The organism is Paraburkholderia sp. J69-1 (assembly GCF_905220255.1).
Lineage (GTDB): Bacteria > Pseudomonadota > Gammaproteobacteria > Burkholderiales > Burkholderiaceae > Paraburkholderia.
On record NZ_CAJMZG010000057.1, the window covers coordinates 1 to 3,179 of the forward strand.

Consider the following 3,179-nt stretch of genomic DNA (forward strand, 5'->3'; position numbering starts at 1 on the left):
GCGGCAATAACCGTGATCTCTAATGCAGTCCTGTCAGCTACGGCAGGAAGTGTCACGCTGACCGGTGCGGCCCTTACCGGCGCCGACCTGACAGCCACTGCCGGTGGAGATATCAGCGCTCAGGACAGCGTGGAAGCGCTGGGTGATCTGGCGATGGATGCGGAAAGCGGCAGCGCGACGCTGACCGGTGCCGTATCGGTTGCGGGTTCGGCTGTGTTGACGGCTGCCCAGAATCTGACGCTTGAGGCGCAGACAACTGTCTCGGGCAACCTCTCCCTATCCGGTGGGAACATCACAACCCAGGGTGTTGCAACAGGCGGAAATCTGACAGCGGTCGCACTTGGGGTTCTGGATACGTCCGCCGGCCAGATGACGGCGGCATACGATTCCAGCGCCCCAGGTCTGAATGTGTCAGGCAACGCCACACTTTCGGGGGCGATTGTCAAGACGGCCAATGCGGTGATCGGTGGCGCATATCGGGCTACTGCGTCTCAAAGTCTTGATACTGGAGGGACTGCAGCGTACCTCGGAGATGCCGTGCTTGAAGCGGCAAGCGTAACCAATGAGGGCTCGCAACTATCGGCAGGCAATCTAGGCATCTCGGGTACGGAAGTAAACAACACTGGAACGCTCTCGTCGCTGGAGACGGTCAGCGTCGCCGCGACAGATTTGTCAAACTCCGGAACGATCTACGGTGACGCGGCGACACTGACGGTTGCGCAAAGCCTCGTGAACACAGGCGTGCTGCAGGCGACCACCGCTCTGAATATCACCACGAGCACGCTTAACAACACCGATGGAGTGATCTATGGCGGAGATGTCAGCGATGCGGCTTCGTCTGGCGGTTCGGTTTCAATCAAGGTGAGTGGCACGGAAGTCGGCGCGTTCAGTAATGCCGATGGAGAGATTCTTGCGGCAAACAGCGTCGCGTTGAGTCTTCCCGGTCAGACGATTGATCCTTCGGCGGCATCGATGGGAACCATCGACGCTGGGACAGCGTACAGCCTGAGCGCACTTGCGATCAATAACACGGGCACATGGGTGTTGCCTGAAACGGCAGTTGACGTCACGACCAACGGCGCGCTGCTGAACACTGGCGTAATCAGTCAGGCTGGTGGCTCGCTGGCGCTGAATGGGGCGGTCAGCAACACCGGCACTGTGACCGTTCAGGATCTGACGATCAATGGTTCTTTGAGCAACTCGGCCGCGGGACTCGTTCAGGCGAATGATACGCTGGTGCTCAATGGCGCGGGGGTGAATGCTGGCACGGTGGAGGCGGAAAATGCCCTGACGATTAACGGCACGAGCTACGACAATTCCGGCGGAACGACCGAAGTCGGCAACGCGACGACGGGCGCCGGAGATATGGAAATTGACCTGTCAGGCAGTCTCACCAATGCCGGTGGGACAATTACTGCAGCGGATGATCTGACTATCACCGCCGCAAGTGTCATCAACTCGGGTGCGAACCTCTCCGGAACAACGACTACCACGACGACCATCGACAACGCAGCGTTGCTGGATTCAACCGTCGTCGGTTCGGAAAATATCGAGATTGTCAATGAGGATTCGGGTTCTGGTGTACCGGATTCGTCATTCAGTGTCCCTTTGACGCTAGGTAACCTGCTCTCGCCAGGAGGAGCGGAATATTCAACGAGTCTTTCCAGAGTTATTCCGGCCGGGCTGTATATGACGCTCGATCCGTCAGTATATGAGCCGGTTGCCTCGACTGGCAGTGTGGAGTTTGTGCTCGCCTCGACGTGGGGCTACCTGGGAAACGGCTGGGTACTCGACGAAAACGGTAGCGTCCCCCAGAGTGATCTCGCTTCTTACGGCGGCTCCTTTACAGCAACGCTACCAACGGTCACGGAGACGGTGACAACGAGTGGTAGCCTGAATGCAACATCGGTCATTGCTGCTGGCAACGACCTGTCGATCACTGCCGGGACGCTAGACAACACCGGTGGTACGGTGAGCGCTGGCGACGATGCAAACATCTCTGTTCAATCGCTGCTGAACGGTAGTTCGACCTATTCGTCCACGGTTACGGATACGGTTGACCAGACATCGCTGGATACTTTTCTGCAAACGCTTGCATCCGAAAGCAGTACCGCGGCATTCATGGTGCTGGGCAGCAGCACGAATGCGTGGTCACAGTACTGTCCCAGCGCACTGACCTGCAGCGGATGGGAAGACTCGGAAGGATATGCTGCAAGGTATGTGCTGGATGGTGCAGGTACTGTCACTGCGCCGTCAGTGAGCTCTTCGGTGACTGTGCAGGGTCAGGCAGGGCAGATCGTCGCCGGGCATAACGTGAATCTGTCCGGAGGCGCGCTGACGAACGCCGGGAGTATTGCGGCCGGCAACGATGTTGAGATCACGGCCACATCGTTCACCAATCAGGGGACGAACACGGGCACGATGACGACAACCGCAGGTTGTGCGGCAGGCTTCAGTGCATACTGTTCGTCGTTGCTCACGACGAATCCTGACTCGCAGACCTATACGTACGACCAGATCAATGCATCAGTTAGCGCCGCGAATGATGTCGTTATCGCGGCGGATGCCGTCAATAACACCTATGGCAATATCGTTGCTGGCCGCAACGTTGTGATTGGTGGTTCGGGCACAGTCGCGAGCGATAGTGTGACGTCGCCCACCAGCCTTATGCAGGCTTCGAGTGTTGTGAATACATCGGGGGCGATTGCAGCTGGCAATGATGTTGATATCAGTGCGGGCACGTTTACCAACACCGTTGCCGCTCCCGTCCAGATTCACCAGAATTATGGGAGCTCTACACCCTACACCGGTTGTTCGGGTGATTGCGAAGCGTATGTTGACGTGCAGTCGGCCAATGCTGCAACCATCACGGCAAGCCACGACGTCAATCTTGATGCCGTCACGTTCTCCAATACTGGCAGCCTGATTACCGCGCTGAATGACGTCACGATCGACGCAAGCTCAAGTGCTAGCAGCGACAACCAGTATCTGAGCGCATATTGGCACGCCGATCTCACGTTCTACAACGACAACTACCCATCGTGGGGGTGTGCGGGCAACACGAGCTTGTGTGCCACGTTGTACGGCAGTTCATATAGCAGCACACAGGCGCAGGATCCCGCGGGTTTGCCAGACGCGGTCGGGCTTCCGGATTTTGTCGCGGGAACGATTCAGGCCGG

The 3,179-nt window shown here is 57.8% G+C and carries 1 protein-coding gene; it reads left to right on the forward strand.

Annotation, left to right across the window (positions count from 1 at the left end; all coding sequences use genetic code 11):
- Window positions 1-3,179, forward strand: a 3,179-nt coding sequence (locus U5A67_RS40290; RefSeq protein ID WP_415768394.1) for a beta strand repeat-containing protein, incomplete at both ends; no start/stop codon positions are given.